The sequence below is a fragment of the Terrabacter sp. 2YAF2 genome, assembly GCF_052114705.1.
Lineage (GTDB): Bacteria > Actinomycetota > Actinomycetes > Actinomycetales > Dermatophilaceae > Terrabacter.
This window is the reverse complement of the sequence record NZ_JBFRFG010000001.1, coordinates 598,174-622,314: the sequence shown is the minus strand read 5'-3', so window position 1 is coordinate 622,314 and position 24,141 is coordinate 598,174. Positions and strand designations below refer to the sequence as shown.

Below are 24,141 nucleotides of genomic sequence, written 5' to 3'. Positions count from 1 at the left end.
CTGCCGGCGTGGGCCGGGGCGCCGCCGCGGGCGGAGGCGCGGTGCTGTCGGCCACGGCAGCCGCCGACGGCTCGTCGGGGACCGCGCGAGGGCCGGGGAGCGGGACCGCGACCCCAGCGGCTGCCGGCGACAGGGCGGCCTCCGTCTCCGGCTGCTTCTGCCGCACGTGGACGCTCTCGTCGATGACGGCGCCGTCGAGCACGATGAGGTCGTCGGACTCGCGGATGAGGTGCCGCGACACGGCGTGCGGCTTGCCGGCCCGGTCCGGGACGGCCATGAGCACCACCTGCATGCCGTGGCTCTGGGCCTCCTCCACCGCCTCGCTCAGGTCGTCGTCTCCCGAGAGCAGGTAGATGACGTCGACAGAGCGGTTGCGGCCGTGGGCGGCGAGGTCGAGGCCGATGCGCAGGTCGACGCCCTTCTGCTCGCCCTGCGGGGAGGTGCGGCCCAGGCGCAGCTTGACCCGCGGCAGCATGCCGATTGCCTCCTGGGTCGAGTCAGGGTTGCCTCCCGGGCGGTTGCCAGAGTCGTACCAGTGCAGCCGCAGGAGCGGCAGACCGCTCGCCTTCTCCGCATCGGCGATGAGGCGAGCGACGAGGTCGGGGTAGGAGACCACGACGCCGTAGCGCAGCGACGTGCCGGTCACGCGCGTCGCCGCGGCAGCGAGGAGGTAGCCGACGTCGACGTAGAGCGCGCAATAGGACCTCATGGGGCAGGGTCTCACGAGTCGCAAGCAGTCACACGGCGGCGCGGGCGCGGGCACGGCGGGATCCGTCCTATGGTCGAAGACCAACGACAGGGAAGAAGGTGCGCCATGGCGCAGTACAAGGTCGTCGAGCTTCGCTAGGGCATGATCGGCGGGAAGATGTCGGGCGAGAAGCTCGAGAAGGTGCTCAACGACTACGGCTCAAAGGGCTGGTCCCTCAAGGCGATCACGTCGGTTGACGTCAAGGGTCGCGTCGGACCGGGAGGCGTCAGCGGCATCCTGGTCACCTTCGAGAAGGACTGAGTAGGGCGACCCTCGAGCCGCTGTTGTCGGGAGTGAGCCGCTGGGTCAGGAGCCCGGTGCAAGGGCGAGGTGGGGACGCAGTCGTGGTTCGTGGCCGGCGCGCCGGTCCATGACGCCGGTCCACCCATGCGGCGTCACGACGTAGATGTCGCCGTCGATGGCACGGGTGAGGTGGTTGCTGTAGCGCCACGCGCGGAACCACCGGTGCTCGGTCATCGTGTCGATGACCCGGCCTTCACGGCACACGACCATGACCAGCAGGTGCGTCATGGGGGCCCACCCGCGGCGCGTCGCCGTGCGCTGCGGCACGAGTTCGATCGCGACGTCGTGCAAGCGCATGCTCGCCTCGTGGGGGTCCCAGCAGGCTTGCGGTTCAGCCGGTTCCGGCACCACAGCAGCAGCGACGACCTCCTGTGTGTCGAGAGTCAGCGAGGCGACGACGACCCGGCCGGCCACGAACTGGCACAGGTCATCGATGGCGTGCAGCACCATTTCCGGACTCTCGAGCTCCCACCGTCCACGAGTTCTGGTCATCTGTCGACCGTGCCATCGGCACGGACGTCGGGGCTCGCGTTGTCCCCAGCCGCGCGCCGGAGGTCGTCAGACGGGCCGCACCTGTGGACGAGGGCATACGGCCGATGGCGGACGGTGGTTGAGTCGCTGCCATCTGCGCACCCGGGCAGCGACGGACGGAGGATGCATGGGACACAGCACGCGCTATCTCGGCCGGCTCGACATCAATCCGGTCCTGAGCGAGCCGGAGATCGAGTGGCTTCGTGCGTATGCGGAGCTCCACGACCCGGCCGCACGCGGCTACGACGTCCCGCTGAACCCTCGGGCTGCAAGAGCGGACGAAGCACGCCGCACTGGGACGACGGCCGAGGACGTCGACGACCCCCAGGTCCGGACCCCGTGGGGCCGGTGCGACTGGAGGCCCTGTGTGGAGGGGTGCTGCCTGAACTGGCGAGAGGTGGAGAAGTCGAACAACGCGGCTCAGTGGCTGACCCACCTCGTCGACCACTTCCTGTGTGCCGACGGCCTGGCTCGTGGTGCCCGTGACGACTTCGAGGACTTCACCTTCGACCATGCCGTCAACGGTGTCATCGCAGCCGAGCGCAGCGACACCCGTGAGCTCTACCTGATCCGGGCCGTCGACAACGTCATCACGACCGAGACGCTCGTTCGCGGCGATCGCTGGGACTGGTGATCTACGGTGACTACAATGCCGTATGAGGTGGTCACCGTGAGCTGCCAGCGAGTCGGGATCCGTGAGCTGAAGAGTCGACTGAGCGAGTACGTCGACCGTGCCCGAGCCGGAGAGACGGTGGTGATCACCGACCGTGGCAGGCCCGTGGCGGAGCTCCGGCCGCTCTCTGGTCGCACCGCCCTCGAGAGCCTCATCGACGCTGGGCTCGCGACGCCGGCCCGTCCCAAGCGCCCGGCCCCCCGCCCCCTTGTGGTCGAGGGCGGGATCAGCGACCTCGTTGACGACCAGAGCCAGTGATCCTCTACCTCGACACGTCGGCCTTCGTGCCACTGCTCGTGGCCGAACCCACCTCCGAGCTCTGCCGCCGTCTCTGGGACGCCGCCGATGACGTCGTTTCCTCAGTCGCCCTGCGGCCGGAGACGGCCTCGGCCCTGTGGCGAGCGCACCACTCCGGGCGCATCACGCGTGATCAACAGAGCGGCCTGCTCGATGCCCTCGCCGAGCTCACGGGGCAGATGCACCTCGTGGCCGTCGACGACCGGCTCTCGCAGCACGCAGCCGACCTGGCCATGACCCATGGTCTGCGCGGCTACGACGCCGTCCACGCCGCGACCGCCATCACCGTGCTGGCGGAGGACGGATTGGCGGCGTCGGGCGACAAGGTCTTGCTCGCAGCATGGCAAGAGTCGGACCTCGCGACGTGTGACATCCATGGCGCGCCGTAGGTGAACAGGTGGCAGGATCGGCGGATGTCCGAGCACGAGCTACTCCTGCGCCACGCCTCGAACTGGGCCCAGCATCGCCACCGGGTCTGCGACACCGAGCTGCTCGAGACTGCCCTCGAGCTCCGCTTCCAGCACGACGACCTGCCCCCGAACCTGTGGCCGTCCGGCAGCGTCGAGGACCTAATGCTGCACCGCTGGCCCGCGCACGGTGACGGCACTCCGGACGTCGATGCGCTCGCCGACTCGCTCGACACGTTCGTGCGGTTCCTCCGCGGCACCGGCCGGATGGCCTCCGGCTCCGGTGACCCGAGGGCGCTGGCCCGAGAGGCCCACCGGGCAGCCCCCAAGATGGCCGCCGCCTGTGCGGATTCCCGGAACTACGGGCCGTCGAAGTCGCTGCTCGCCTTCGGACGCGAGGCCGGCTTCCCCGTGGACGACGCCAGCAGCATCGAGGAGCTCCAGGCGACGTTGAGCCAGGTCACCGACGCCTGGAACTCCCTTCCGCTGGAAGAGCGCCGAGCACGTATGCCGCTCCCTGGCGACAGGGCGGACGGCTCCCCTCCCGGCCCGCTGGCCCACGCCTTCGGCGACCGCGGAGTCAACGGAGACGGCGACGACGACATCGACCTCAGCGGCTTCCTCGAGCGCGGTGACCCCGTGCGGGCGGCCGAGCAGGCCCGCCAGGCGCCGTTCGTGCAGGCGTGCCTCCGGCTGGCCGACTGGGTCGGCGACCGCAAGCAGGTGACGGGGACCGGGGTGCTCCGACTGGCCGAGGCCAAGCGCGCCTACGCGGAGCTGGAGCTGTGGCGCTGGCAGGAGGAGGTCGTCGGCCAGCGCCTCGGTGCTCCGGCCGAGCGGGTTCGGCAGTTCCCGTGGCGAAGCGCAGGCGACGCCCTGCCGCTCGAGCGGCTCTGGTTCGCCTCGCAGGAGGCGGGTCTCGTCGAGACCCTCGCCACCGTGGCTCGTTCCTCGGCGGTGCAGCCGCAGGACGACTACGCGTGGATCGGACTGAGCGCGTCACTGACCCTGGCGCTCTGGCGGATCGTGGAGTCGGCCTACGACCGGTCGCCCGTGCCGGTGCTCGCGGTGCTCGGTGGCTGCGCGCTGATGGGCTCCATCACCCGGAGCCAGGTGCGGGGGCAGTGGGAGGACCACCCGCGCAACGTGTGGCGCGGCGAGTTCGCGGACGGCGACTACGCGAAGGACGCACAGACGTTTTCGGATCGGGATCTCGACCTGTCCCTGCACTTCTTCGCCGACACCGGCATCTGGGAGCTCGACGGCGAGACGTACCGCCTCACCGACCTCGGCCGGGAGTTCGCCACCGTCCTGTTCAGCTACCTCGAGGAGCAGCACGGCTGAGCCGTTCCGTCCGTCCGGTCCTGCACGGCATACGTCAGTCCAGCGGGTCCCGGGTGGCCACCCACAGCGCCGTGAGGCTGGCGACGGCCACCGCCGCCCAGAGCGCCAGGGACACACCCCACCGCAGGTCTGGCTCGGACGGGAAGAGGGCGACCCAGCGATCGAAGGGGTGCGTCAGGGCGAGAGCGAGGACCAGAGCGAGCAGCGCCCCGCCGACCGCCTCTCCCGGTTCGCCGACACGACGCCGCGCTGCGGCGGAGGCCGCCACGGCCACGAGCGTGAGACCGACCAGCTGGACCGTGATGCCGGCCTTGGCGCTGCTCCCGCTGCGCAGCGCACCGACCCCGAGCGCCAGCGCACCCACCCCGACGATCGCCGCCGCGACGACGAGACGGGTCATGCTGCGCGCTCGCAGCGAGGTCGGGACCGCCGCCACCGCCTCGCTGGCCGCCTCGTCGAGCACGTATGCCGCCGCTGCCGCCAGCAGCGGAACGCCCACTGTCACAGCCGTGCCCGCAACCGGGCTGCCGCTCCAGATCGCGCCCACGAGGAGCAGGCCGACACCACTGCCGGTGAGCACCGCGACGGGCCGCCATGGGACTCCCGTGGCGGGCCCGAGCACTCGCGGAAGGTTCACTTCGTCACGACGACGCTGTGGCCGTCGGGGAAGGTGCGGACCGGCTGGCTCTGACCACCGCTCACCGCGAGGCCGTAGGTCAGCGCCGACAGGACGAGAGCGACCGCGCCGGCTCGGACGACCCGGCGTCGGGCCCTGCCCTCCGAGCGCCACAGCAGGGCGGCCACCGCGGCGAGGGCGCTCAGCGTGGTCAACCACGCGAGGTACCACCACGGCGATCCGGTGAGACTCGTCATCACGGTGGTGTCTGCATTCGCCGAGGTGAAGTACCCGAACGGCGCGAAGAGGCGGAACCACCGGGTCCAGGCTGCCGGAGCGGTGTCGCCGCTGCTGAAGGCGCCCAGGACACCGATGGTCCACGTCATCACCGCCAGCACGAGCACCGCCGAGGCGCCCCGGAATCCCCACCACCGGCCGGCAGCGACGCCGAGCAGGGTCGCCCCCGTGGCGGCGATGACCGAGTTGCCGAGCAGCACCGCGGCGACGTCGGCGTGCGAGAACATGCCATACATCCACTCCGGGACCTCCAGCGCCGCCGGCCTGACGCCGTAGTAGAGCACCAGCCACAACGAGGCGATCAGCGCGGGCACGATCGCGGTCAGGCAGAGCGCAGCCGTCCGGGTCGTGGTCGAGGTCGGGGAGGCCTCGAGGAGCTCGTCGGTCCGGTGGAAGGACCGCGTGAGGTGGAAGGCGGCCAGCATCGCGCCGATCCCCACCGATGAGGCGACGACGGGCAGCGCGAAGGCCTCGTCCGTCGCCGTGCCGGCCGCCTGGGTCACCGTCGTGATCGTGAAGGTGACTCCGACCGCGGTGCCGACGAGGAGCGCCGGGTGGCGGGCGAGGCGCACCGACTCGATACGGGCGAGCGCGCCGAACCGGCTGCCGTAGCCGGCCCGAGGGGCGAGCGCGGTCGTCACGGCGAGGGCCCCCTGCGGTGTGCTGGTCATCACGCCACCTCCGCCGAGGTCGTGGTGTCATCGGACCGTGCGCTCGCGAGGCCCACGGCGCCCCGGAGCAGGAGGTAGGCGTCCTCGAGGCTGGGCTCGACGAGCTCGGCGCCCGACGGCACGTGCTCGCCGACGTTGCGGTAACGGCCGGATGCCGTGCGCCACGAGGCGTGCGCCGCGGCGTCGGGCTCGGCCGCCATCCAGACCTTGCCGGTCGCGAGCGCGACGAGCTCGGGCACCGTCCCGTCGAAGTGGACCCGCCCCGCGTCGAGCACGACGACCCGGCTGCAGAGCGCCGCGACGTCCTCCGTCTGGTGCGTCGAGATCACCATCGTGGAGGTGGCCGCGATGTCGGCGAGCACGCCCCGCAGTGAGGCCCGCTGCTCGGGGTCGAGCCCGGTCGTCGGCTCGTCGAGCACGAGCAGCTCAGGCGTGCCCAGCAGGGCCTGGGCGAGCGCGACCCGTCGGCGCTGGCCGCCGGAGAGGCGGCTGATCCGCTTCGTCGCGACGTCGCCGAGACCGACGAGGTCGAGCACGCGCCGCACCTCCGTGGTGCGACGGCCACGGTCGGCCCACTCCTTGAGGACGGCCATGTAGTTGACGAAGGCCATCGTCGAGAAGCCGCGCGGGAAGCCGAGCTCCTGCGGCTGGTAGCCGAGCCGGCGCCGCACCTCGGTGCGGGCCTGCGGGTCGCCGGGGTCCCGCCCGAGCAGGCGGACCTGACCCTCGTCCGCTGCCAGCACCGTGGCCATGACGCGCAACATCGTCGTCTTGCCGGCTCCGTTGGGACCGAGCAGGCCGGTGATGCCCGAGCCGAGGTCGAGGTCGACGGAGTCGAGGGCGGCGAGGGAGCGGTAGCGCTTGGTGACGTCGCGGAGCGAGACCGTGGTCGGGCGGGTCGAAGTCATGGCGAGATCCTTCCGATGGTGCCGAGACGCCGGGCCCGCAGCACGAGGACCAGCGGCCCGAGGACGAGCATGACGAGGTAGAGGACGACGTAGCGGGGGGCGAAGACCGCCCAGACGGTGTCGAGTCGGCTGGCGGCAGCGGTGCCGACGACCCAGACCGCGGTGATCGCGGTGGCCGGCCGCCACGGGCCGAACCACGTCGACAGCCCCAGCACCGCCGCGGTGAAACCCAGGGCGGGCAGGAGCCACACCCAGGCCGCCAGCTCGGGGAAGAAGAGCTGTCCGAGGAGCACGACGGGCAGCGCAGCAAGGAGCACCGCCCCGGTCCGAAGGAGCACGAGCCGCACGAGGGGGTAGGGGGCCGCGCTCTCCTGCTCGAGCGCCGGACCGCCCTCGGGACCGAAGGCCGTGGCGACGGCGAGCACCGGGACGATCGGGGCGACGGTGAGGAACAGGGTGACGTTTCCCGTGCGGGCAGCCAACCCACCGCCCAGCGCGAAGGCGACGGCGAGCGCCACGGCGCAGATCCACGAGCCGCGCAGGGCGGGGGCCGAGGCGACGAGCATCGCGTCCCCCGGCGGCAGGCCGAGGCGGACGAGGAGCCGCTCGAGGGCCGACGGCCGCGGCAGCTCGATCTCGTCGCGGACGGCCGTCCAGACGACGGCGAGGTCCGGGAGCGAGCCGACAGAGGGAACGCCGACCTCCGCACCCGGCCCCACGGCATACGCCGGCGGAGCCGTGGGCGTCGCCAGCTCGTCGGCGACCGCGGCCTGGCACGCCGCGCAGTGGACGACGTGCTGCTCCACCGAGGCCGACACGAGACCGTCGGCCGCCCCGCTCACCCAGGCCCGGAGGTCCTCGGGCAACACGTGGTGCGTGCTCATGATCGACGTCCTTCCAGAAGGCTGGCGCGCAGGTGCGCCTTGGCGCGGTGGGACCGCGTCTTGACCGTGCCCTGGGGGATCCCGAGCAGGCGGGCGGCTTCCCGCGTGGTGAGGCCGTCGAGCACGGTGGCCTGGATGACGGCGCGCATCTCCGGGGAGAGGGACGCCATGGCGTGACCGAGGTCGCCGTACTCCACCCCCTGGAGCAGCTCGTCCTCGACCGCGAGCGAGGGGGCGCCCGCCGCCGAACTCCCCATCGACACAGGGTTGCCCATGAGCACGACGTCCCTGCGCGTGCGGAGGCGGCTGACGAGTCGCCGGATCGCGATGCCCCACATCCAGGCACCGACCTCGCCCCTGCCCTGGTAGCGCCCGGCCCCCTGCCACACGGCGACGAAGGTGTCCTGCAGCACGTCCGCCACGACCTCCCGGTCGTTGCACCGCCGCGTCAGGCGCACCGACAGCCACGGCGCGTGCCGGTCGTAGAGCTGGCTCAGGGCGCCGAGGTCACCGTCGGCCAGTGCCTCGAGGAGGGCCTGGTCGTCAGGGACGACGCCTGATGCCATACCTCTACTGTCGACCTGCCGCCCTCGAACGGTTCCCCGATTGCTTCGGCATGCCGTCCCGCCTTCGTTCAGCCGCGGGCGCGGTAGGCGTCCCAGATCTCCGGGCGCAGCCTGCCCCGGTCGCTGACCGGAAGGCCCTCGCCCAGCGCCCAGGCGCGCACCGCAGCGGTGCTGGGCTCGGGATCCGGCACCGGCCCAGCGGGCGTGAGGTCGGCCAGCCGGGCGTCGGCCAGGCCTTCCGCGCCCACCTCGCGCAACGCGGCCGCCAGGAAGCGATACGTCCACTCCTGCGCGAGCGCGCGGGTCTCGGCGAAGACGATCGGCACGCTCGGATAGCGGGCCTGGCACTCGGCGATCGCGTCGGCAACCACCGCCGGGCGCACGTGCGTCAGGGCGAAGACGCGTGAGTAGCGCTCCTCCACCACGACGGCAGCCCGCGGTATGCCGCTGAGCTCGGCGAGCGCATACCTCAGCTTCCCGTTGAGCAGCGACGAGGAGAGGTCCTCGAGGCTCTTGCGTTCGACGGCGGCGACGACCCGACCGTCGAGCTCGACGGCGTAGTCACCGGCATCGAGGCGCTGCTTGCGCGTGCTCACCTGTTGCTGGCTGAAGCGCCAGGCGTAGCGTTCGTGCGCATCGACGACGATCTCCAGCGGGCCGGCCGTCTCACCGTCGACTGGGCTGCCGGCTGCGCGTGCTGTCGGGATGCGCACCGCGGGTCTGGCCTGCTTCGCCGTCCGGGCGCTCTGCCAGAAGATCGCCTCGCGGCCCTTGACGTGGGTCAGCACGAACTGCGACCGGCTCTCCTTGGTGCGGTCGAGGACGAGCTCGATGGCGGCGCCCCGGCGCACGCAGACCCGGGTTGCGACCCGCTCGACGACGTCGGCGTCCTCCGGCCACGCGTCGGCGCGGTGGCAGTAGACCTTGCTCGTGCGGGGCCACGTGTCCTTGCTCTTCAGGACGATCCCGTGCTCGCCCAACGGGATTCGCACGAGGTAGGGCAGCGTGCTCGCCTCGTCCGGGTTGCGAGCGATGAGGAAGTCGTCAGGCACGCACCCATCGTGGCGTATGCCGTGAGCTCCCGGCCGCTCTCGGCTCGCACGACCCCCGAGACCCTCATCGACGCAGAGCCCACCAGGCCCGGCAGCCGAGCTGAACCAAGACAGCTGAACCAAGACACTGCTCCGCGGTGCGCAGCATTGTCTGAGTCCCAGGGGCGCCGCTCCATCGCCGCGCGGCCCGCCCGCCGGCCCCCACGGACTCGTCACATGTCCTGGTCTGCCGTCGGCTCGGCGGCGATGACGTGCATGACGGCGTTGATGAGGGCCAGGTGGGTGAACGCCTGCGGGAAGTTGCCGAGGTGCCGGCCGGTGTGGTGGTCGATCTCCTCGGCATAGAGCTCGAGCGGGCCGGCGAAGGACAGCAGCTTGGCGCACAGCTCGTGGGCCCGCTCGTGCTCGCCGATCTCGCACAGCGCCGAGACGAGCCAGAACGAGCAGATCGTGAACGTCCCCTCCTCGCCGGTGAAGCCGTCGTCGGTCTCGTCGACCCGGTAGCGCAGCACCAGCCCGTCGACCGTCAGCTCGTCCGCGATGGCGAGCACGGTCGTCCGGATCACCGGGTGGTCCGGGGGCAGGAACCGCACGAGCGGCGCCAGCAGGAGCGACGCGTCCAGGGCCGAGCTCCCGTAGTACTGCGTCAGCACCCCACGCTCGTCGACCCCGTGCTCGAGGATGTCGGCCTTGATCTCGTCGGCGGCCAGCTGCCACTCGGCGGCCTGCGAGTCCTGCCCGATCATCGACGCCAGCCGGGCGCCGCGGTCGACCGCGACCCAGCACATGATCTTCGAGGAGGTGAAGTGGCGCAGTTCGCCGCGCACCTCCCAGATGCCGGCGTCCGGCTCGCGCCAGTGCTTGAGCGCCGCCTCGACCTGCTTGCCGAGGATCGGCCAGATCCGGCCGTCGAGGTGGTCGGCGACCTTCGAGTGCAGGTAGACCGAGTCGAGCAGCGCGCCCCACACGTCGTGCTGCACCTGCGAGTGCGCGGCGTTGCCGATGCGCACGGGGCGCGACCCGGCATACCCGGGCAGGTGGTCGAGCGTGGACTCGGGCAGGTCACGCTCGCCGCCGATGCCGTACATGATCTGCAGGTCGTCGTCGCGCTCCGCGACGTCGGCGATGAACGAGAAGAAGTCGACGGCCTCCCAGTCGAACCCGAGCGAGTACATCCCCCACAGCGCGAACGTCGCGTCGCGGATCCACGTGTAGCGGTAGTCGTAGTTGCGTGCTCCGCCGATGCTCTCCGGCAACGAGGTCGTGGCCGCGGCCGCGATCGCCCCGGTCGGGGCATACGTCAGTCCCTTGAGGGTCAAGGCGCTTCGCTGGAGGTAGCTGCGCCACGGGTGGTCCGGGAAGCGGCCGCGGGCGAGCCAGTGCTGCCAGTGGTGCGCGGTCCACTCGAGCCGGTCGTGCGCCTCCTGGCTCGTCGTCGGCGGCGGCACCGCGCCCCAGGACAGGGCGACGAAACGCTCGTCCCCCTCCTTGAGCAGCGTTCTCGCCGTGGCCTGCCCACCCTCGAAGCCGAGGCGCAGGTCGGTGGTGAGAGTGAGCGACACGTCGGAGAACTCACCCTCCGCGTGCCCCTGGTGGTAGCCGAGCTCGCCGTGCGTCCACGTCACCGGTGTGCGCCCGTAGTCGAGCACCGGCTCGCACTCCATCACCGTCTGCACCTCGCCCGCCACGCACCGGATCGTCCGCAGCAGCGTGTGCTCGGCGTCGTAGTCCATCGGGGTGCGGTGGTGCTTCGGTGACACCCCCTCGTCGTGGTGCCACGGCCCGATGAGCATGACGTCGCGCACGATGATCCAGCCGGTCGGCGTCGCCCAGCTCGACTCGAGCACCATGGTGCCCGGCAGGTAGCGCCGCGCCGTCGGCACGCTGACATCGGACGGGCCGAGCCGGAACCGACCCGCGTGCCGCCCGAGGAGTGCCCCGAAGATGCTCGGCGAGTCCAGTCTCGGCACGCACATCCAGTCGACGTCCCCGCCCGGCGCGATGAGGGCGGTCACCTCACCGTCGGAGAGGAAGCCGTAGTCCGCGATCGGCACAGCTGACGAGTGCGGGGTGCGCGGGGTCTGCTGCGGCGACTCGACGGATCCATCCATGACCTCAGGGTGCGCGCGGGTCGGGGGGTGCGCAACTTCCGCAAGAAAGTCGCAAGATTGCTGCAAGTTCCGTCGATTCCCGACATATCACCACGCGTCAGGGTCTTCACTTGACGGAGTCGTCCACGGACGATCATGACTTGGCGGTTGGCCCGTTGCGGTACGTGAACCGTCCCGGGGCCCGAGCTCGCATCGCGAGGCGGGCCCCTTTGTCATCTCTGCCGCCAGGTGCGCTATGACACTGCTCCGCCCAGCGGGGCAGTGTCATAGGCCGCGTCGGGACGGCCCTCAGGCGACGGCGATGTCGACGAGCAGCTCGGTGGCGAGCTGCTCCAGGTCCGCCCGCAGGGCGGCCGTGTCCGACCCGCCGGGCACCCGCACGACGACGTGGGCCTCGAAGAGCAGGCCGCCGGCCATCGGGGCCTCGCGCGTCCCCGTCGTCATCGTCTCGATCGACAGCTCGTGCCGGCTCAGCACCGACGACACCTCGCGCACGATGCCGGGGCTGTCGTTGCCGAGCAGGTCCACCGTCAGCCGTTGGGCCGAGGCGTCGTCGGCCACCACGCTGGCATCTGCAGCCGCCTCGGCCCCGGGGTGCGACGTCACCTCGAGCAGCCCCTCGAGCTCGTGCAGCGCCGCCGTCAGCTCCTCGACTCGCTCCGCAGGGACGCCGACGACGACGATGCCGGCGAACTTGCCGGCCAGCTCGGCCAGCTGGCTGTCCTCCCAGTTGCCGTCGTGCGCGGTGACGACGTCCGCGAGAGCACTGACGAGGCCGGCGCGGTCGTCGCCGATGACGGTGAGCACGAGTCTGGGCACGCTCGCAGCCTACTGACCCCGGAACAGCACTCGGCGGCATACGGAGGAGTCCGTATGCCGCCGAGCGGGGTGTGTCAGGTCGTCAGCAGCCCGTGGCCGGCTGGCGGAAGCCGGGGAACGGGTTGAGGTCGCCCATGAAGGTGTAGCGACCACCCTGGCCGGACTGGTTGAGCTCGGAGCCGGTGTTGCTCGACGGCAGCCGCAGGAACCACGGCAGCAGCGCCTCGTCCTCGGGGTGGTAGTAGCCGTCGGCGCTCTGCGTGCCGTTCGGGTTCGGGCCCTGCCGGTAGGTGTTCGTGCCCTTGGCGAAGCCGATCCCGACGACGGGGTCGCCGGTCTCGAGGACGCTCGTGCAGCCGTACTGCGGAGCGGTCGGCGTGAGCCAAGGGTTCACCCCGTTGTTGACGAACGGGTCGTCGGCCCACTCCGCGATCTCGTGGCTGACCGCGTGGATGTCCTGCAGCGCCCAGTCGGTGCCACCGTCGGGCCGCGAGTAGAAGCCGGGCCGTACGTAGGACGACCAGGCGAAGGTCTGGACCTTCGCGTTGCCCTGGCTGTGGGTGCTGCCGCCGCCGTTGCCGACCGCCCTGGTGCCGTGGTAGCCGATGATGCAGCACTGGGTCGGGTCGTTGGCGCTGTGCAGGAAGATGTTGTCCGTCAGGTAGAGCGGCAGGTGAGTCGGGTCGGCGCTCTGCTCGAGGTTGTTGATCTTCGAGGACCACCAGCCCACGTCCACGTTGCCGCCGTGCACGCCGCGCCCGCTCTGGATGAGGAGGCCCTGGTTTCTCGGGACGGTGATCGTCACCGGCGCGAGCACGTTGGCGTGCAGGCGCAGGTGGTAGGAGCTGGCACCCGTCTGGGCGAACTGGGCGCGCATCGTCGCGTCCTGCAGCTGCAGCGGGACGCCGGCGTCGAGCTGTGACAGGGCGCCCCCCGGACCGCGGACGAACGCCGGTGCCTGCGGGAACGCGCCGGCAGCCGTGGCGGCCGGGGTGCTCCCGTAGTCGTTGCTGGCGAACTGCGGCGACGCGAGGGTGGCAGGCAGGACGTCGCTGCCGTCGAAGGTCTCGCCCCCGACGATCACCTTGATCGGCGTGATGTCGACCTGGATCGTCACGTCGCACGCGGTGCCGGAGCACGAGTGCGGGTTGGCGCCGACCATGTTGTAGCCGTAGGTGACGCCGTTCGACGGGTCTTTCGTCTGGCCGAACCAGTGCGGGATCGTCCGCGTCGTGGGCAGGACCGAGGCCCCGCCCATGGTGACCGTCGTGGCCTTGAGGTCGGCGTCGTTGATGAGCTGTGGCTCATTCGCCGACGTGGCGGTCGTGCCGGTGTTCGTGGTGCTGTGCGTGCTGGCGGTGGCGGCACTGCCCGCCGCCAGGACCAAGGCGCCGGCGGCAAAGGCCGCCGTCGTCAGGGTGCGGATCGTCATGTGTTCTTGGCTCCGTCCATGGGTTGTGGATCTGGCCCCCGATGGCCCGGAATGTAGCCCCCCGGGCGTCATCGGCGGGATGATCCGCGGACGGCAGTTTGCGAGGTCTGCGAACGTACGCACGACGCTCAGAGGATTCACACGGTGTTGGCATCGAACTCCCAGCGGAGAACGGGCTGTCGAGCCGCTGGCACGGCCCCGTGGCGGGCCTCGGTCAGCTGGCGGCGAGACCGGCCATGCCCCAGCGCACGGCTGCCGTGCCGAGGTGCCCGAGCGGGCGCGCCACGAGGGTCGACACGACGCCGGGGAGGGGGATGCCGAGCATTTCGCGCGCCCATCCGGGCAGGAGGGACACGCCGCCGGAGGCGAGGGTGCCGTAGCCGGGCCGGGCGTAGAGGGGCAGGGGTGGGTCGAGCAGGAGGAACCGCGCGGCCTCGCGGGCGGCCGACGTCGCCTCGAGCTCGGGGCGGTAGGCATCCAGGACCGCGCGCAGCTCGGCGACCGAGGTGGGCGGGTCGATGACGCCGAGCCGCGCGGCGGGGATCCCGGCCTGGGTTACGTAGACGTCGGCCTCGTCGGCGGTGAGGGGCTCGTCGCCGAAGGTCTGGTAGCCGCGCAGGAACGAGTCGATCTCCGCGACGTGCACCCACCGGAGCAGGTGCGGGTCGCCGGCGCGGTAGGGCCGGCCGAGGTGGTCCTTGCCGCGCACCCGCTCGTGGATCGAGCGGACCGTCGCGATGGCCTCCTCGGCGTGCTCGATCGTGCCGAAGGTCGTCGTCGCGAGGTAGTGGCTCGTGCGCTGCAGCCGGCCCCACGGGTCGCTCTTGTAGCCGCTGTGGCCGGCGACCCCGGCCATCGCCATCGGGTGCAGCATCTGCAGCAGCAGCGACGTGATGCCCGCGGGGAACATCGAGGCGTCGGCGTGCACGCGCCACACGGGGTCGTCCGGCGTGAACCACCGCTCGCCCTCGGCGCCCCAGATGCGCTGCGCGCGCACCGGGGCGTCGTCGCCGGCCACCTTGCTGCGCAGCATCAGGCCGAGCTGGCGCTGGACCAGCCGGGTGCCTGCGGTGGGGCTCATGCTCGCCAACCTAACCGCAGGTCAGTGCGCCCACGAAACCACCCTGTCCAACGTTGGTCCAATGTTGGACAGGGTGGGACCAGGTCAGTCGGTCTCGGTCGTCCGCGAGGTGGTGCCGGGACCCGAAGCCTCCGGGCCGGCGTGCCGGGCCCGGAGCGGCAGCCAGACGGCGACCGCCATCGTGGCCATGGCGAGCGGCACGTGGATCGCGGTGAGCGAGTCCTTGCTGTCGTCGGCGATGAGGCCGCCGATGTAGGACTCGAGCACGAGCAGCAGGACGAGCGCCGTGCTGCCGAGGAGCAGATCCCGACGGTCTCGCAGCTTCACCCAGGCGATGACGAGCGCCACGACAGCGAGAGCGAGGGTGATCTCGCCGCCCCGGGCGTGGACCTCGATCCACGAGCTGGCGGCGTCACGCTCGCCGTCGTGCTCGAGGAAGATCCCGGCCCAGAGGCCCTGGAGCAGGACGAGCAGGGCCGCCAGGCCGGTGACGATGCTGAACAGGCGGCGGCCGGGCGCTCGGGTCGCCGACGTGGCGGGGGTGTGCTCGACACGGGTGGAGGCGGATGTCATGGGTACTCCTCGATGAGGGAATCGTTCAGGCAGAACCGTCGAGCCTCCGGGGGCAAGGTGAACGCAGGGTGAACGGAAGGTAAGACGGAGGCCTGCCCAGCCTTGGAGAACCCTCCGAATCGGAGTCGCGCGAGCTCAGCCGAGCGTGATCCGGATGCCGGCCCGCGGGGTCCGCGCCCGCACCCGGTCCGTGACCGCCGCGACCGCGTCGCCCAGCCGCGCCATGACGTACTTGCGCCCGATGGCGCGTTTGACCGCGGCCACGCCCTGCGGGCTGCGATCGACGACGGCCGTGCCGGCATACGTCATCGCCACCTCGGGCACGCGCCCGCGGAAGTCGCACGGCTGCAGCTCGACCCGGGAGGTGTGCGCGAGGCGCTTGAGCTTGCCGCTCGGGTCGACGGTGACGGCGACGAGCTCGCCGCCGTCACGGGCGATCCACACCGGCGTCGACACGGGCGTCCCGTTGCGGCGGAACGTCGTCAGCGACACGTAGCGGTGGGCGTTGACGACGTCGAGATCGTTCGGCACGGGACTCACCGGCCCAGCGTAGGCGGCGCGTGGGCGTCCACAATGAGCCATGGCGCTCGCGCTCTGTCTCCTGCTCGACCCCGTGTCCGACCGCCTCGTCCGCACGCTCTGGCGGCGGCTCGAGACGGAGGGGATCCCCACGCTGCTCACACACACCCACGGCCAGCACGTGCCGCACCTGTCGTATGCCGTCCTGCTGGCCTGGGAGCAGGGGGCGGTGCGTTCCGCGGTCGACGGGCTCTGCGACGCCGGTCCGGTCGAGGTGGCCGTGCAGGGCACCGTCGTCTTCCCGCGCGGGCGGGCGGCGCTCGCCGGCTCGACCACAGCCGCCCTGGCCACCCGCCAGGCCCGCGCGGTCGAGGCGCTGCGGGCGACGGGCGCGACGATCCACCGGCACTACGAGCCGGGCCACTGGATGCCGCACGTGTCGGCGACGACGGGGGTGGCCGGCGCGCGGTTGCCGTCCGTCGTCGAGGCCGTCTCCGACCGCCTGCCGTTCACGCTGCGGTGCGACCGGGCCGCGCTCATCGACACGGCCGACGGAACCATGTGGGACCTGCCGGGCGTGCCATGAGGATGTGCACCGGCGTGTCGTCCCCGGCGCGGACCCGGACCGGAGGACAGTCGTAGTCAGGACAGGACTTCGGCGGTTGGCCCGTTGTGGTACGTGAACCGTCACTGGTGGCCCGGACTCGCAGGCGCGAGCCGGGCTCCATCCTTTCCAGGCCGATCCGGGCCGATCCGGGCTGAATCGCGTCGCCCGCCAAGGATGCCCGGTCTACCGTGGTGAGCATGAGGCGAGTCCTCGCACCGGTCGTCGCACCGGTCGTCGTCGGTGCCGCGGCCCTGGCCGTGATCACGCTGCGCTGGTCTGCCCTGCACTGGGGCGCCACCACCGAGGAGACCCGCGAGCGCCTGCCCGGTGACGAGATCCTGCGCGACCCCGGGCTCGTCGCGACGCGCGCCATCACCATCGAGGCCCCGCCCGAGGAGGTCTGGCGCTGGGTCGTGCAGATGGGGGCCGATCGTGGCGGCTTCTACAGCTACGACCGGCTCGAGAACCTCGCGGGCTGCCGGTTGCACAGCGCCGACACCGTCGTCGACGACTGGCAGCACCTGGCGGTCGGTGACCTTGTCCGCCTCCACCCCCAGGTGGCCCTCACGGTGGCCGCGGTCGACCCCGGTCGGTCGTTCGTCCTGCACGCGGCGCCCGCCATGCCGGGCGACCCGGCTGCAGCCCCCTACGACTTCACGTGGTCCTTCGTCCTGCGGCGCCACCCGCACCGCGCGACCCGGCTCATCACCCGCGAACGCTTCGCCTATCTCCACCGGTGGTCGCCGCTGTTCGTCGAGCCCGTCGCGGTCGCGAGCTCCCTGATGAGCCAGAAGATGCTGCGCGGCATCCGCGACCGCGCCGAGCGTCGCGGGACCGCCGGCGTCGGGACTGTCGGGATCAGGACAGTCGGGATCAGGACAGCGGCACCGGAGCCGTGACCCGGCGCCCACGCGCGAAGTAGGCGAGCGGCCCGACGAAGTTGATCGCGATGACCGCCGCCCACTTCGCCTTGCTGCCCACGACCTCCTCCGCCGGGCGGCGCGCCAGATCGGCCCACGCGGCTGCCGCCAACGAAACCTGCACGCACCCTGCCACGACGATCGCTGCCTGCTGGCCGCTCGTCAGGTCCGACCACTTCTTCTTCGCCATGACCCCTCCTTGAAGGTCCCGAGCCATTCGTTCCAGGTCCGCCCCGGCCCTTTCAGCGCAGGATGGCGGCGAAGGCGTCGAGGAAGAGCTGGATCTCCATCTCGCCGATGACGAGCGGGGGAGCGATCCGCACCGTCGAGCCGTGGGTGTCCTTGACGAGGACGCCGCGCTCGAGCAGCCGGTGTGACGCCTCGCGTCCGGTCAGTAGCTGGGGGTCGAAGTCGACGCCGGCCCAGAGTCCGCGGCAGCGCACGGCCACGACGCCGTGACCGACCAGCTCGCGCAGCCCGCTCTCGAGCAGCGCCCCGAGCCGCCGCGCACGCTGCTGGAACTCACCCGTCGCGAGGAGCCCGACCACCGCCTGGCCCACCGCCGCGGCGAGCGGGTTTCCCCCGAACGTCGAACCGTGGCTGCCGGGCGTGAAGACGCCGAGCACGTCACGGTTCGCGACGACGGCCGAGACCGGGACGATGCCGCCTCCGAGCGCCTTGCCGAGCACGTAGACGTCGGGCACGACCCCCTCCACGTCGCACGCGAAGGTCGTGCCGGTGCGCCCCAGACCGGACTGGATCTCGTCGGCGACCATGAGCACGTTGCGGCGCCGGGTCAGCTCACGCACGTCGCGCAGCCAGCCGTCGGGCGGGAGGATGACCCCGCCCTCGCCCTGGATCGGTTCGAGCAGCACGGCGACGGTGTCGTCGGTGATGACCGCATCGAGCGCCTCGATGTCGCCGAACGGCACCGTGTCGAAGCCCGGCGTGTAGGGGCCGTAGTGGTCGTGCGCGACCGGGTCGTCCGAGAAGCTGATGATCGTCGTCGTGCGGCCGTGGAAGTTGCCGGCCATGACGACGATCCGAGCCTGACCGTCGGGGACGCCCTTGACCTCGTAGCCCCAGCGCCGGACCGTCTTGATCGCCGTCTCGACGGCCTCGGCGCCGGTGTTCATCGGCAGCACGAGGTCCTTGTCCGCGAGCCTCGCGAGGTCGCGGCAGAAGGGGCCGAGCCGGTCGCTGTGGAAGGCGCGGCTCGTCAGCGTCAGCCGCTCGAGCTGGTCTCTGGCTGCCTCGACGAGCACCGGGTGCAGGTGACCGAAGTTGAGGGCGGAGTAGCCGGCCAGCATGTCGAGGTAGCGCCGCCCCTCGACGTCGGTGACCCACGCCCCCTCGGCGTGCGAGAGCACGACGGGCAGCGGGTGGTAGTTGCTCGCCACCCACTCCTCGGCGAGGGAGACGTGTTCGTGCGTCGGGGTGCCCGGGGTCGGGACGGTCCGCTCACGGGCCCCGGGTCGTGCGGCCGTGTCACTCACCCTTCGATCGTGGCACTGGGCCCGGCGCTGGGTGCCGGAATGGGGGGTGATACCGCTCTCGGATCGCTGACGGGCCGACTCCCCGGTGGGAGACTCGAAGAGGCGGGTCCCGCAGCCAGGACTACTCAGTGGGGTGTGTCGGTCACGTCGGTGGCCCAGCCGCGGAGATGGCCATGAGCAACACCATGAACACCACCAGCACCGCCCCGCTCCGTCGAATTCGCACCGTCATCCTCGGTGCAGCAGGACGCGACTTCCACGACTTCAACGTCGTCTTCCGTGACGACCCGACCTACGAGGTCGTCGCCTTCACCGCGACGCAGATCCCCGACATCGAGGGCCGTCGGTATCCGCCCGAGCTCGCGGGATCGCTGTATCCACAGGGCATTCCGATCCTTGCGGAGACAGAGCTGAGCGAGCTGCTCGAGCGCGACCACATCGACGTCGTCGTCTTCGCCTACTCGGACGTGCGCCACGAACAGGTCATGCACGTCGCCTCGCGCTGCATCGCGGCGGGCGCCGACTTCCGGCTCCACAGCGCGCGGCGCACCATGTTGCGCAGCTCGCGCCCGGTGATCGCCGTGACCGCCGTGCGCACCGGTGTCGGCAAGAGCCAGACCACCCGCTACCTGGCCAGGATGCTCACCGACCTCGGCCTGCGCGTCGTCGCGATCCGCCATCCGATGCCCTACGGCGACCTCGCCGCCCAGGCGTGCCAGCGTTTCGCGACATATGCCGACCTCGACCGGTACGAGTGCACGATCGAGGAGCGCGAGGAGTACGAGCCGCACCTCGACGCGGGTGTCGTCGTCTACGCCGGTGTCGACTACGAGCGGATCCTCCGGGAGGCCGAGCAGGAGGCCGACGTCATCCTCTGGGACGGCGGCAACAACGACCTGCCGTTCTACGTCCCCGACCTGCACGTCGTGCTCGCCGACCCGCTGCGCCCGGGCGACGAGGCGGCATACCACCCCGGCGAGGCCAACGTCCGGATGGCTGACGTCGTCGTCATCGCCAAGTGCGACTCGGCGCGAACGGCCGACGTCGAGGCCGTCGAGGCCTCGGTCCGGGAGCTCAACCCGGGCGCGACCGTGCTGCGCGCCGACAGCCCTGTCACCGTGGACGACCCGAGCGTCGTAGCCGGACGCCGCGTCATCGTCGTCGAGGACGGCCCGACCCTGACGCACGGGTCGATGACCTACGGTGCCGGAGTCGTCGGCGCCCGCGCGGCCGGTGCGGCACGGATCATCGACCCGACGCCGTATGCCGTGGGGTCGATCGTCGCGACCTACGCGAAGTACCCGAACGCGCGGGGTGTCCTGCCCGCCATGGGCTACGGCTCGGACCAGGTGCACGACCTCGAGGCCACGATCCGCGCGGCCGTCGAGGCGGGCGAGTGCGAGGCCGTCGTGACCGGCACGCCCATCGACCTCACCCGGGTGCTGACGGTGCCGGCGCCCCTCGTTCGAGCCCGGTACGACCTGCGCGAGCTCGTCCCGGGCGGCCTCGCGGCTGCGGTACGCACCGCCCTGCCGCTGGACGCCCTCGGCGGCCATCGCGCCCCCTCCGCGGGCGCCACCCTCGCCGGGAGCGCGCCATGAGTGCCCCGGCCCAGCCCCGTCCCTCCGACTCACGCGACCACCGCTCAGGTCATCTTCGCGAACCTCGCGATGCTGCAAGGGCGCCCGGGCGGCGTGGGGGCTACGCCGGCTCCCTGCTCGTCAGCCTCACCATGCTCGTGCTCGTCAACGTGTGGCCCGGCTGGGAGGCCGTGCCGTTCCTCACCGGCCGCACCGTCCTCGTCATCGGCGCCGTCAACGCCTCGATCGTTGCGCGCGCGGTTGCTGATCTCGTCAACATCGTCCTGGACCTGCCTCGTGTGCGGGCCCTCGGCGACATCGTCTCCATCGGCTTCGGGCTCGCCGCGATCATCCAGGTCTGGCAGGTCTTCCCCCTCGATGTCATCGGCACCGCGTGGGAGGTCGTCGCCCGGGTTCTGCTCGTCATCGGCTTCGTGGGCAGCGGCATCGGCATCCTCGAAGCCTTCGTCCGGCTCGTTCGTGGCAACTTCCCCAGGATGTGAACCGCAATGACCTCACCCATGACCAACCCAGCCACCGGCCCGGGCCCCAACCCGGCCACCTACCCTGGCGGCTCTGCCGGGGGAAACCACCCGGGCGGCCGCCACCTCGTCGCTCTCATCATCGGCTGCCTGCTCATCCTCCCGGGCCTCGGACTGCTCCTCGGCGGCGCGGCCCTCGGCATCACCTATGCCGTCGCCCGGGACAGCGCCGGTTACCTGTCCCTGACGGTGCCCGTCCTGTCGAGCTCCTCGCCGGCCATCACCGCCGAGGACGCCGTCGTCGCCACCCGGCCCGACGTGCCGTCGTGGGTGTTCGACCGCCTCCAGGTCGACGTCCGCGTGACCGCCCGACCGCTGGCCTCCGGCAAGAACGTCTTCCTCGGCATCGCGCCCGCGGGCAGCCTGTCGGCCTACCTCGGCGGCGTCGCCCACGACCAGGTCATCGGCATCACCGATCCCCGCGCCGACGGTCAGCGCACGGCCGTGCTGCGGTCGACGCCAGGCGCCGACAGGGCAGCCGCCCCGACGCGACAGACGTTCTGGACCGCCTCGGCCACCGGCGCCGGCCAGCAGCAGCTGACCTGGCGTGTCACCGGCGGTCAGTGGTCTGCCGTCATCATGAACGCCGACGGCAGCAGTGGCGTGGCGGTCTCGTCGACGATCGGCATCCGGGCCGGATTCCTCCTGCCGCTGGCCCTGCTCATGGTGGGCCTCGGGCTCGTGATCACCGGTGGTGCGGTCGCGCTCATCATCATCGGCGCGAGCGGCAACCGCCCGTCGGCGCCCCCGTCAGCGCTGTCGCCGACGGCCGCTGCTTCGGTCGGCGCTCCGACCGCTGCTGCAACCGCCGCGCCGATGGCTGCGACGGCGTCTGCCGAGACGGTCCCGCACGCCCGGGCCGTGAGCCCGGTCGCCCTCGACGCACGCCTCGACGAACCGCTCTCGCGGTGGAAGTGGCTGGTCAAGTGGTTCCTCGCGATCCCGCACTTCTTCGTGCTGGGGTTCCTGTGGCTCGCCTTCTCGGTGGTCTGCGTCATCGCGTTCTTCGCGATCCTCTTCACCGGCCGCTACCCGCGTGGACTCTTCGACTTCAACCTCGGAGTCCTGCAGTGGTCGTGGCGCGTGTCCTACTACTGCAGCAGCGGGGGCCTCGGCACCGACCGCTACCCGCCGTTCAGCCTCGGGCCCGAGCCGGACTACCCGGCGCGCCTCGACATCGCCTACCCGGCGCGGCTCTCGCGCGGCCTCGTCCTCGTCAAGTGGTGGCTGCTCGCGATCCCGCAGTACATCATCGTCGGGCTGCTCGTCGGCGGCGGAACGTGGGCCTGGGACCGGACGAGGACCGGCGACTCGCACCTCGACGTGCTCGGTGGAGGCCTCATCGGCCTTCTCGTGCTCATCGCCGGGCTCTCGCTCCTGTTCGTCGGCTACTACCCACGGGCGCTCTTCGACCTCGTCATCGGCCTCAACCGCTGGGTCTACCGCGTCATCGCGTACGTCACCCTGATGACCGACGTCTACCCGCCGTTCCAGCTCGACGAGGGTGGCGCGGAAGTCCCGCCAGGGCCGCCGCCGCCTCCACCGCCGGTGCCCACCGACCGCGTCGAACCCGTCGAGCCGGTCCAGCCGGGCCAGCACATCGAGCAGCCGCCCCGTCAGTTCACCGGCTGACCGACCAGGTCAAGGCAGATCAACCGGAGCCCTCAGGGCTGGCGCCGCGGTCGGGAGAGCGCCAGCCCAAGGCCCGCGACGGCGACGATCGGGCCGATGACCGCCCACAGAGTGACGCCCGACATGGCGCTCCCGCCGACGTAGCCCAGTCCCTGCAACGTCCACAGTGCGCCGACGAGCAGCACGATGACGCCGATGATGATGCGCACGGGACGGCTCATGACGAGGCCCGCAGCCAAGTGCTCATGTCCCGACGCTACGTCACTGCTGCACTGGACGCAGCAGTGACGTAGCGACCGGAGGGTGTTCGCCTGGATCGCCTACGTCGGTGCTGCACTGGACGAAGCAGTGACGTAGCGACCGGAGGCTGTTCGCCGGGATCCCCTACGTCAGTGCTGCACTGGGCGCAGCAGTGACGTGGGGATCCGTCAGGCCGCGGCAGCGACGAGGTGGGCGTCGAGCCAGTTGACGATCTCGATCTCGACCTCGTCGCGGTTCGTCTCGTTGAGGATCTCGTGACGAGCCTCGGGCCACAGGGTCATCGTGACGTCCTTGACGCCGGCCCGCCGCAACTGGTCGGCGACCTGCCGCACGCCCTTGCCGTTGGCGCCGACCGGGTCCTTGTCGCCCGACGCGAGGTGCACCGGCAGGTCCTTGGGCACGCGCGAGGCGAGCTGGTCGGTGTTGACCTCGGCCAGACCCTTGAGGACGTCGGCGAAGGCCCCGGCGCTGAAGACGAACCCGCAGTCGGGGTCGTTGACGTACTTGTCGACCTCGGCGGGATCCCGCGAGAGCCAGTCGAACTCGGTGCGCGTCGGCTTGAAGGCGGAGTTGTACTGACCGAAGGTCAGGGTGTTCATCAGCCCGCTCGTGTGGGTGTGCCCGCGGAGGCGCGCCTGCGTGGAGGCGACGAGGACACCGACCTTGCCGAGGGCGCCGGCGCCGCCGGCGGTGCCGGTGAGGACGATGCCGGCGAGCTCGGACCCGTGCTGGGCGGCATACGCCCGGGCGAGGAACGAGCCCATGCTGTGGCCGAGGAGAAAGACCGGGAGGCTCGGGTGCTCCTCGCGCGCCCGCTCGGTCACGGCGTGCAGGTCGTCGAGCACGGTCTGCCACCCGTTGCTGGCGGCGAAGCTGGCGCGCGGCCCGGACGTGCGACCGTGCCCCCGGTGGTCGGAGCCGTACACGGCATACCCATGGTCTGTGAGGCGCTGCGCGAAGCGCGCGTAGCGACTCGAGTGCTCGGCCATCCCGTGCACGATCTGCACGACGGCCCGGGCGTCTCCGTCGGGGAGCCAGCGGTTGACGAAGACGTCGGTGCCGTCGGCCGTGGCCAGCGTGAACGTGCTGCTCTGCATGGCCGAACTGTATGCCGGGTGCCTCGCCGCCGCTCGGATCCGCTCCGTTCCACTGGCGTCCGCTTTGCCGGATCCGGGGTGGTTCAACTTCAAACCCACAAAAACGGGTGCCCGAATCTATTTACTTCACACCGAGCCGGTGGTTTCCTTGTGTCACGGCCCGGAGGGGCACGA

The 24,141-nt window shown here is 71.4% G+C and carries 28 protein-coding genes; 10 read left to right on the top strand and 18 right to left on the bottom strand.

Annotation, left to right across the window (positions count from 1 at the left end; genetic code table 11):
* Positions 1-709 (bottom strand): NYN domain-containing protein (locus tag AB4030_RS02945; protein WP_442277681.1); only part of this gene is annotated, 709 nt, incomplete at its 3' end.
* 141 nt (positions 710-850) lie between these two features.
* Here AB4030_RS02945 and AB4030_RS02940 point away from each other — a divergent pair.
* Entirely contained in the window at positions 851-1,009 is a 159-nt protein-coding gene (locus tag AB4030_RS02940) for a DUF4177 domain-containing protein (RefSeq protein WP_442277680.1), read from the top strand.
* Between the two features lie 45 nt (positions 1,010-1,054).
* Here AB4030_RS02940 and AB4030_RS02935 read toward each other — a convergent pair whose 3' ends face one another.
* Positions 1,055-1,543 (bottom strand): hypothetical protein, encoded by a 489-nt coding sequence (locus tag AB4030_RS02935; RefSeq protein ID WP_442277679.1) that lies wholly within the window; start codon positions 1,541-1,543, stop codon positions 1,055-1,057.
* A 166-nt stretch (positions 1,544-1,709) separates the two neighbouring features.
* Between AB4030_RS02935 and AB4030_RS02930 the strand changes: the two genes are divergently transcribed.
* From AB4030_RS02930 to AB4030_RS02915, 4 genes are read left to right on the top strand one after another with little or no spacing between them, the layout of a single operon-like run.
* A complete protein-coding gene (locus AB4030_RS02930) occupies positions 1,710-2,216 on the top strand; it encodes a hypothetical protein (RefSeq protein WP_442277678.1) in 507 nt (168 codons plus the stop codon).
* A 36-nt stretch (positions 2,217-2,252) separates the two neighbouring features.
* Positions 2,253-2,513, top strand: coding sequence for a type II toxin-antitoxin system Phd/YefM family antitoxin (locus AB4030_RS02925; RefSeq protein WP_442277677.1), 261 nt, complete (start codon positions 2,253-2,255; stop codon positions 2,511-2,513).
* Positions 2,510-2,941, top strand: coding sequence for a type II toxin-antitoxin system VapC family toxin (locus AB4030_RS02920; RefSeq protein ID WP_442277676.1), 432 nt, complete (start codon positions 2,510-2,512; stop codon positions 2,939-2,941). The genes AB4030_RS02925 and AB4030_RS02920 overlap by 4 nt, the downstream gene beginning before the upstream one ends.
* Positions 2,942-2,965: 24 nt before the next feature.
* Positions 2,966-4,303: a hypothetical protein gene (locus tag AB4030_RS02915; protein WP_442277675.1), complete on the top strand. Its 1,338-nt coding sequence runs from the start codon at positions 2,966-2,968 to the stop codon at positions 4,301-4,303.
* Positions 4,304-4,337: 34 nt separating this feature from the next.
* On the opposite strand, the gene AB4030_RS02910 is transcribed toward AB4030_RS02915, so the two are convergent.
* The 12 genes from AB4030_RS02910 to AB4030_RS02855 form a co-directional block, all read right to left on the bottom strand.
* Entirely contained in the window at positions 4,338-4,940 is a 603-nt protein-coding gene (locus AB4030_RS02910; protein WP_442277674.1) for a hypothetical protein, read from the bottom strand.
* Entirely contained in the window at positions 4,937-5,887 is a 951-nt protein-coding gene (locus AB4030_RS02905) for a hypothetical protein (RefSeq protein ID WP_442277673.1), read from the bottom strand. Before AB4030_RS02905 ends, AB4030_RS02910 begins: the two co-directional genes overlap by 4 nt.
* Entirely contained in the window at positions 5,887-6,795 is a 909-nt protein-coding gene (locus AB4030_RS02900; RefSeq protein WP_442277672.1) for an ATP-binding cassette domain-containing protein, read from the bottom strand. Before AB4030_RS02900 ends, AB4030_RS02905 begins: the two co-directional genes overlap by 1 nt.
* Positions 6,792-7,679 (bottom strand): hypothetical protein, encoded by an 888-nt coding sequence (locus AB4030_RS02895; protein WP_442277671.1) that lies wholly within the window; start codon positions 7,677-7,679, stop codon positions 6,792-6,794. Before AB4030_RS02895 ends, AB4030_RS02900 begins: the two co-directional genes overlap by 4 nt.
* The gene (locus AB4030_RS02890) at positions 7,676-8,245 is read right to left on the bottom strand and encodes an RNA polymerase sigma factor (protein WP_442277670.1); all 570 of its coding nucleotides are present in this window, start codon (positions 8,243-8,245) and stop codon (positions 7,676-7,678) included. Before AB4030_RS02890 ends, AB4030_RS02895 begins: the two co-directional genes overlap by 4 nt.
* 68 nt (positions 8,246-8,313) lie before the next feature.
* Positions 8,314-9,297 carry an ERCC4 domain-containing protein gene (locus tag AB4030_RS02885; RefSeq protein ID WP_442277669.1) on the bottom strand — a complete coding sequence of 328 codons (984 nt, stop codon included), beginning with the start codon at positions 9,295-9,297 and terminating at the stop codon, positions 8,314-8,316.
* Positions 9,298-9,509: 212 nt separating this feature from the next.
* Positions 9,510-11,408 (bottom strand): glycoside hydrolase family 15 protein, encoded by a 1,899-nt coding sequence (locus AB4030_RS02880; RefSeq protein WP_442277668.1) that lies wholly within the window; start codon positions 11,406-11,408, stop codon positions 9,510-9,512.
* 288 nt (positions 11,409-11,696) lie between these two features.
* Positions 11,697-12,227: a glycine cleavage system protein R gene (locus AB4030_RS02875; RefSeq protein ID WP_442277667.1), complete on the bottom strand. Its 531-nt coding sequence runs from the start codon at positions 12,225-12,227 to the stop codon at positions 11,697-11,699.
* Between the two features lie 82 nt (positions 12,228-12,309).
* Positions 12,310-13,659 carry a hypothetical protein gene (locus AB4030_RS02870; protein WP_442277666.1) on the bottom strand — a complete coding sequence of 450 codons (1,350 nt, stop codon included), beginning with the start codon at positions 13,657-13,659 and terminating at the stop codon, positions 12,310-12,312.
* Positions 13,660-13,873: 214 nt separating this feature from the next.
* Entirely contained in the window at positions 13,874-14,740 is an 867-nt protein-coding gene (locus AB4030_RS02865) for an oxygenase MpaB family protein (RefSeq protein WP_442277665.1), read from the bottom strand.
* A gap of 84 nt (positions 14,741-14,824) precedes the next feature.
* On the bottom strand, positions 14,825-15,313 hold the full coding sequence (locus AB4030_RS02860; protein WP_442277664.1) for a hypothetical protein: 489 nt from the start codon (positions 15,311-15,313) through the stop codon (positions 14,825-14,827).
* Between the two features lie 135 nt (positions 15,314-15,448).
* Positions 15,449-15,853: a PPOX class F420-dependent oxidoreductase gene (locus tag AB4030_RS02855; RefSeq protein WP_442277663.1), complete on the bottom strand. Its 405-nt coding sequence runs from the start codon at positions 15,851-15,853 to the stop codon at positions 15,449-15,451.
* A 40-nt stretch (positions 15,854-15,893) separates the two neighbouring features.
* Here AB4030_RS02855 and AB4030_RS02850 point away from each other — a divergent pair, with 40 nt between their 5' ends.
* Positions 15,894-16,418, top strand: a complete 525-nt coding sequence (locus AB4030_RS02850) for a 2'-5' RNA ligase family protein (RefSeq protein ID WP_442277662.1) — start codon at positions 15,894-15,896, stop codon at positions 16,416-16,418.
* Between the two features lie 218 nt (positions 16,419-16,636).
* Complete coding sequence (locus AB4030_RS02845) at positions 16,637-17,338, top strand: SRPBCC family protein (RefSeq protein ID WP_442277661.1); 702 nt, start codon at positions 16,637-16,639, stop codon at positions 17,336-17,338.
* Here AB4030_RS02845 and AB4030_RS02840 read toward each other — a convergent pair.
* Together AB4030_RS02840 and rocD are read right to left on the bottom strand one after the other, a co-directional pair.
* A complete protein-coding gene (locus tag AB4030_RS02840) occupies positions 17,313-17,549 on the bottom strand; it encodes a PLDc N-terminal domain-containing protein (protein WP_442277660.1) in 237 nt (78 codons plus the stop codon). The genes AB4030_RS02845 and AB4030_RS02840 overlap by 26 nt on opposite strands.
* Positions 17,550-17,601: 52 nt before the next feature.
* Positions 17,602-18,855, bottom strand: coding sequence for an ornithine--oxo-acid transaminase (rocD, locus tag AB4030_RS02835; RefSeq protein ID WP_442277659.1), 1,254 nt, complete (start codon positions 18,853-18,855; stop codon positions 17,602-17,604).
* A gap of 173 nt (positions 18,856-19,028) precedes the next feature.
* On the opposite strand from rocD, the gene AB4030_RS02830 reads away from it, so the two are divergent.
* Genes AB4030_RS02830 through AB4030_RS02820 form a run of 3 tightly spaced genes read left to right on the top strand, consistent with a single transcriptional unit; the run spans position 19,029 to position 22,609 of the window.
* Positions 19,029-20,456: a cyclic 2,3-diphosphoglycerate synthase gene (locus tag AB4030_RS02830; RefSeq protein ID WP_442277658.1), complete on the top strand. Its 1,428-nt coding sequence runs from the start codon at positions 19,029-19,031 to the stop codon at positions 20,454-20,456.
* Positions 20,453-20,938 carry a hypothetical protein gene (locus tag AB4030_RS02825; protein ID WP_442277657.1) on the top strand — a complete coding sequence of 162 codons (486 nt, stop codon included), beginning with the start codon at positions 20,453-20,455 and terminating at the stop codon, positions 20,936-20,938. Before AB4030_RS02830 ends, AB4030_RS02825 begins: the two co-directional genes overlap by 4 nt.
* 18 nt (positions 20,939-20,956) lie before the next feature.
* Positions 20,957-22,609 carry a DUF4389 domain-containing protein gene (locus AB4030_RS02820; protein ID WP_442277656.1) on the top strand — a complete coding sequence of 551 codons (1,653 nt, stop codon included), beginning with the start codon at positions 20,957-20,959 and terminating at the stop codon, positions 22,607-22,609.
* A 32-nt stretch (positions 22,610-22,641) separates the two neighbouring features.
* On the opposite strand, the gene AB4030_RS02815 is transcribed toward AB4030_RS02820, so the two are convergent.
* Both AB4030_RS02815 and AB4030_RS02810 read right to left on the bottom strand, forming a co-directional pair.
* Positions 22,642-22,848: a hypothetical protein gene (locus AB4030_RS02815; protein ID WP_442277655.1), complete on the bottom strand. Its 207-nt coding sequence runs from the start codon at positions 22,846-22,848 to the stop codon at positions 22,642-22,644.
* 189 nt (positions 22,849-23,037) lie between these two features.
* The gene (locus AB4030_RS02810; protein ID WP_442277654.1) at positions 23,038-23,967 is read right to left on the bottom strand and encodes an alpha/beta hydrolase; all 930 of its coding nucleotides are present in this window, start codon (positions 23,965-23,967) and stop codon (positions 23,038-23,040) included.
* Between the last annotated feature and the right edge of the window lie 174 nt (positions 23,968-24,141).

Coding starts and splice junctions, on each gene's coding strand:
- AB4030_RS02940 (WP_442277680.1), top strand. CDS start 851: ATGATCGGCGGGAAGATGTCGGGCGAGAAGCTCGAGAAGGTGCTCAAC.
- AB4030_RS02935 (WP_442277679.1), bottom strand. CDS start 1,543: ATGACCAGAACTCGTGGACGGTGGGAGCTCGAGAGTCCGGAAATGGTG.
- AB4030_RS02930 (WP_442277678.1), top strand. CDS start 1,710: ATGGGACACAGCACGCGCTATCTCGGCCGGCTCGACATCAATCCGGTC.
- AB4030_RS02915 (WP_442277675.1), top strand. CDS start 2,966: ATGTCCGAGCACGAGCTACTCCTGCGCCACGCCTCGAACTGGGCCCAG.
- AB4030_RS02905 (WP_442277673.1), bottom strand. CDS start 5,887: ATGACCAGCACACCGCAGGGGGCCCTCGCCGTGACGACCGCGCTCGCC.
- AB4030_RS02900 (WP_442277672.1), bottom strand. CDS start 6,795: ATGACTTCGACCCGCCCGACCACGGTCTCGCTCCGCGACGTCACCAAG.
- AB4030_RS02895 (WP_442277671.1), bottom strand. CDS start 7,679: ATGAGCACGCACCACGTGTTGCCCGAGGACCTCCGGGCCTGGGTGAGC.
- AB4030_RS02890 (WP_442277670.1), bottom strand. CDS start 8,245: ATGGCATCAGGCGTCGTCCCTGACGACCAGGCCCTCCTCGAGGCACTG.
- AB4030_RS02880 (WP_442277668.1), bottom strand. CDS start 11,408: ATGGATGGATCCGTCGAGTCGCCGCAGCAGACCCCGCGCACCCCGCAC.
- AB4030_RS02870 (WP_442277666.1), bottom strand. CDS start 13,659: ATGACGATCCGCACCCTGACGACGGCGGCCTTTGCCGCCGGCGCCTTG.
- AB4030_RS02865 (WP_442277665.1), bottom strand. CDS start 14,740: ATGAGCCCCACCGCAGGCACCCGGCTGGTCCAGCGCCAGCTCGGCCTG.
- AB4030_RS02860 (WP_442277664.1), bottom strand. CDS start 15,313: ATGACATCCGCCTCCACCCGTGTCGAGCACACCCCCGCCACGTCGGCG.
- AB4030_RS02850 (WP_442277662.1), top strand. CDS start 15,894: ATGGCGCTCGCGCTCTGTCTCCTGCTCGACCCCGTGTCCGACCGCCTC.
- AB4030_RS02845 (WP_442277661.1), top strand. CDS start 16,637: ATGAGGCGAGTCCTCGCACCGGTCGTCGCACCGGTCGTCGTCGGTGCC.
- AB4030_RS02840 (WP_442277660.1), bottom strand. CDS start 17,549: ATGGCGAAGAAGAAGTGGTCGGACCTGACGAGCGGCCAGCAGGCAGCG.
- AB4030_RS02830 (WP_442277658.1), top strand. CDS start 19,029: ATGAGCAACACCATGAACACCACCAGCACCGCCCCGCTCCGTCGAATT.
- AB4030_RS02825 (WP_442277657.1), top strand. CDS start 20,453: ATGAGTGCCCCGGCCCAGCCCCGTCCCTCCGACTCACGCGACCACCGC.
- AB4030_RS02820 (WP_442277656.1), top strand. CDS start 20,957: ATGACCAACCCAGCCACCGGCCCGGGCCCCAACCCGGCCACCTACCCT.
- AB4030_RS02810 (WP_442277654.1), bottom strand. CDS start 23,967: ATGCAGAGCAGCACGTTCACGCTGGCCACGGCCGACGGCACCGACGTC.